The 2,600-nt window shown below is 65.7% G+C and carries 2 protein-coding genes and 1 pseudogene; all 3 read right to left on the bottom strand.

Going from position 1 to position 2,600, the window contains the following annotated elements; genetic code table 11:
* A pseudogene (locus tag DY262_RS21455) lies at positions 1–123 on the bottom strand (ABC transporter ATP-binding protein); the annotation flags it as partial.
* Positions 120–1,445 (bottom strand): ABC transporter substrate-binding protein, encoded by a 1,326-nt coding sequence (locus DY262_RS21450; protein ID WP_116961072.1) that lies wholly within the window; start codon positions 1,443–1,445, stop codon positions 120–122. The pseudogene DY262_RS21455 and the gene DY262_RS21450, both read right to left, overlap by 4 nt.
* Before the next feature lie 69 nt (positions 1,446–1,514).
* Positions 1,515–2,591: a branched-chain amino acid ABC transporter permease gene (locus tag DY262_RS21445; protein WP_116961071.1), complete on the bottom strand. Its 1,077-nt coding sequence runs from the start codon at positions 2,589–2,591 to the stop codon at positions 1,515–1,517.
* Between the last annotated feature and the right edge of the window lie 9 nt (positions 2,592–2,600).

The following is a 2,600-nucleotide window of genomic DNA, read 5'->3' as shown; positions in this document are numbered from 1 at the left end:
GATCTGGCCCTCGCGCACGCTCAGCGAGACGCCTTTGAGCACCAGGATCACGTGGTTGTAGATGACCTCGATGCCGTTGACGTTGAGGACGATCGGCGCGACCTGGGCGGCGGGCGCGCTCATGACGCGCAGTCGGCCGCGGCGCGGCGCGTCAGCTTCTTGTCGGCCACGTACTTGTCGGCGGCGGCCTTGAGCAGCGGGTTCATGATGGCGGGATCGGCCTGCAGCCAGTCCGAACTCACGTCCCAGGTTTTGCCGTTCCAGGTATAAGCGCGAGCGGAAGACGGGCCCATGTGGTCCTTGCAGCTCGTCGCCACCGGCCGCATCACATCGTCCAGGCCGAGCTCGCGCAGGCGCTTCTGGTCGATGTCGAGGTTCTCGTAGCCCCAGCGCGCCTGCGCCGCCGTCATCACCTGGCCCTTGCCGAACTTCTCCTGCGCGCGGCGCACGCCCTCAACGGCAAACATCGCGTTCATCAGGCCGCGCATGTACAGCGCCGAACCCACCTCGTCCTTCGGACCCGCGCCTTCGTTCTTGGCGTGCAGCGTGGCCAGCACTTCCTTGGCGATCTTCGAGTCGAAGCCCGGACCCGGCAGGATCAGCACCGCGCTGTAGCCTTCGGCACCGGCCACGCCTTTCACGTCGGAGTCCGAACCCGAAGGCCAGACGCCCACGATGCGGTTGCGCGGGAAACCGGTGGCGTGCGCTTCCTTCAGCGCGGTGGAGTTCATCACGCCCCAGCCCCACAGCAGCACATAGTCGGGGCGACCCTGGCGGATCTGAAGCCAGGGCGCCTTCTGGTCCACGCCGGGGTGCGGCACCGGAATGTTGGTGAGCTCGAAGCCGTGCTGCTTGGCGCGCGCCGTCAGCACCGGGATCGCTTCCTTGCCATACGGGCTGTCGTGGTACAGCAGCGTGATCTTCTTGCCCTTGAGCTTGTCCATGCCGCCGAGCTTGTGGCCCACGAACTGGATCTGCGTGTCCGCCGACGCCCAGTGCGAACCCGCGATCGGGAAGCTCCACTTGAACACCTCGCCGTCGGCGCTCTCGCTCAGGCCATAGGCCGGCGTGAGGATCGGGATGCCATCGGCCGCGCCACGCTCGGTGAGCGCGAAGGTGATGCCCGTGGACATGGTCTGGAACACCGTGGCGCCGCCGTTCTTGCCTTTCAGCCGCTCGTAGCACTCCACGCCGCGGTCGGTGGCGTAGCCGGTCTCGCATTCTTCCCAGGCCACGCGCACGCCGTTGATGCCGCCCTTGGCATTGACCAGCTTGAAGTAGTCCACGAAGCCGTTGGCCCAGGGCGCACCGCTGGGCGCGTAGGGCCCTGTGCGAAAGGTCAGCAGCGGGAAGAACTGCTCCTTCGCCTGCGCGAAGCCGGCCGTGGTGGTGGTGGCGAGCACGAGGGCCGCGGAAGCGACGATCAGGGCGCGCGTTGTTTTCATCATCTCTGTCTCCTGTGGGTTATCGGTTCGGGGCGAATCGGCCGTTGTCGTGCACTCTCCCGCTGCCTGTCAGTGAGGGAACGGCCAGGTCCTCATCTTTTGTTTGCCCAGTGCCCACAGGCGGCCCAGTCCGTGCGGTTCCACAATGAGGAACCAGACGATCAGGGCGCCGAAGACCATGGCTTCGGCGTGGGCGACGCCCGTGGTGCTGATGGACACGCCCACAAGCGCGCCCAGCACCGGAAGGAACTGGTTGAGAAAAATCGGCAGCAGCACGATGAAGGCCGCGCCGAAGAAGGCGCCGACGATGGAGCCCAGGCCGCCGATGATGATCATGAACAGCAGCTGGAACGAACGCTCCACGCCGAAGGCGGCGGGCTCCCAGGCGCCCAGGTGCACGAAGGCCCACAGGCCACCGGCCACACCGATGATGAAGCTGGAGACCGCAAAGGCGGTGAGCTTGGCGTACATCGGGCGGATGCCGATGACCGCCGCGGCCACGTCCATGTCGCGGATGGCCATCCACTCGCGGCCGATGGCGCTGCGCACCAGGTTCTTCGCGAGCCAGGCAAACACCACCACGAAGCCCAGGCAGAACAGGTACTTCTCCACCGGCGTATCGATCGACCAACCCATCAGCTGCAGGTTCGACACGGACACCGAACCGGAAGGCGAGTCGTTGGTGAACCACTTCACGCGCAGGAACATCCAGTCGGCGAAGAACTGCGCGGCCAGCGTGGCGACGGCGAGGTACAAGCCCTTGACACGCAGGCTGGGCAGGCCGAACAGCACACCGAACACCGTGGCACACAGACCGCCAATGAGCAGGGCCACGACCAGGGGCATGCCATCGAAACGCACGAGGCTGTTGTAGGCCATGTAGGCGCCCATCGCCATGAAGGCCCCCGAGCCCATGCTGATCTGGCCGCAGTAGCCCACCAGGATGTTCACCCCGATGGCCGCGAGCGCAAGGATCAGGAAGGGCACGAGAATCGCCCGCAACAGGTAATCGCTCGCGAGCGCCGGCACCACCAGGCAAACGATCGCCAGCAGGGCCAGAATGAGCCATCGGTCCTGGTCGATGGGGAAGATCTGCTGGTCGGCGCGGTAGGAGGTCTTGAACTGACCGTTTTCGCGATAGAACATGGTCAGCTC

This window comes from Hydrogenophaga borbori, assembly GCF_003417535.1.
In the GTDB taxonomy this organism is placed as follows: domain Bacteria; phylum Pseudomonadota; class Gammaproteobacteria; order Burkholderiales; family Burkholderiaceae_C; genus Hydrogenophaga; species Hydrogenophaga borbori.
Note: the sequence above shows the minus strand (reverse complement) of the source record. Positions and strands in the feature narration are given on the sequence as shown.

Coding starts and splice junctions, on each gene's coding strand:
- DY262_RS21450 (WP_116961072.1), bottom strand. CDS start 1,445: ATGAAAACAACGCGCGCCCTGATCGTCGCTTCCGCGGCCCTCGTGCTC.
- DY262_RS21445 (WP_116961071.1), bottom strand. CDS start 2,591: ATGTTCTATCGCGAAAACGGTCAGTTCAAGACCTCCTACCGCGCCGAC.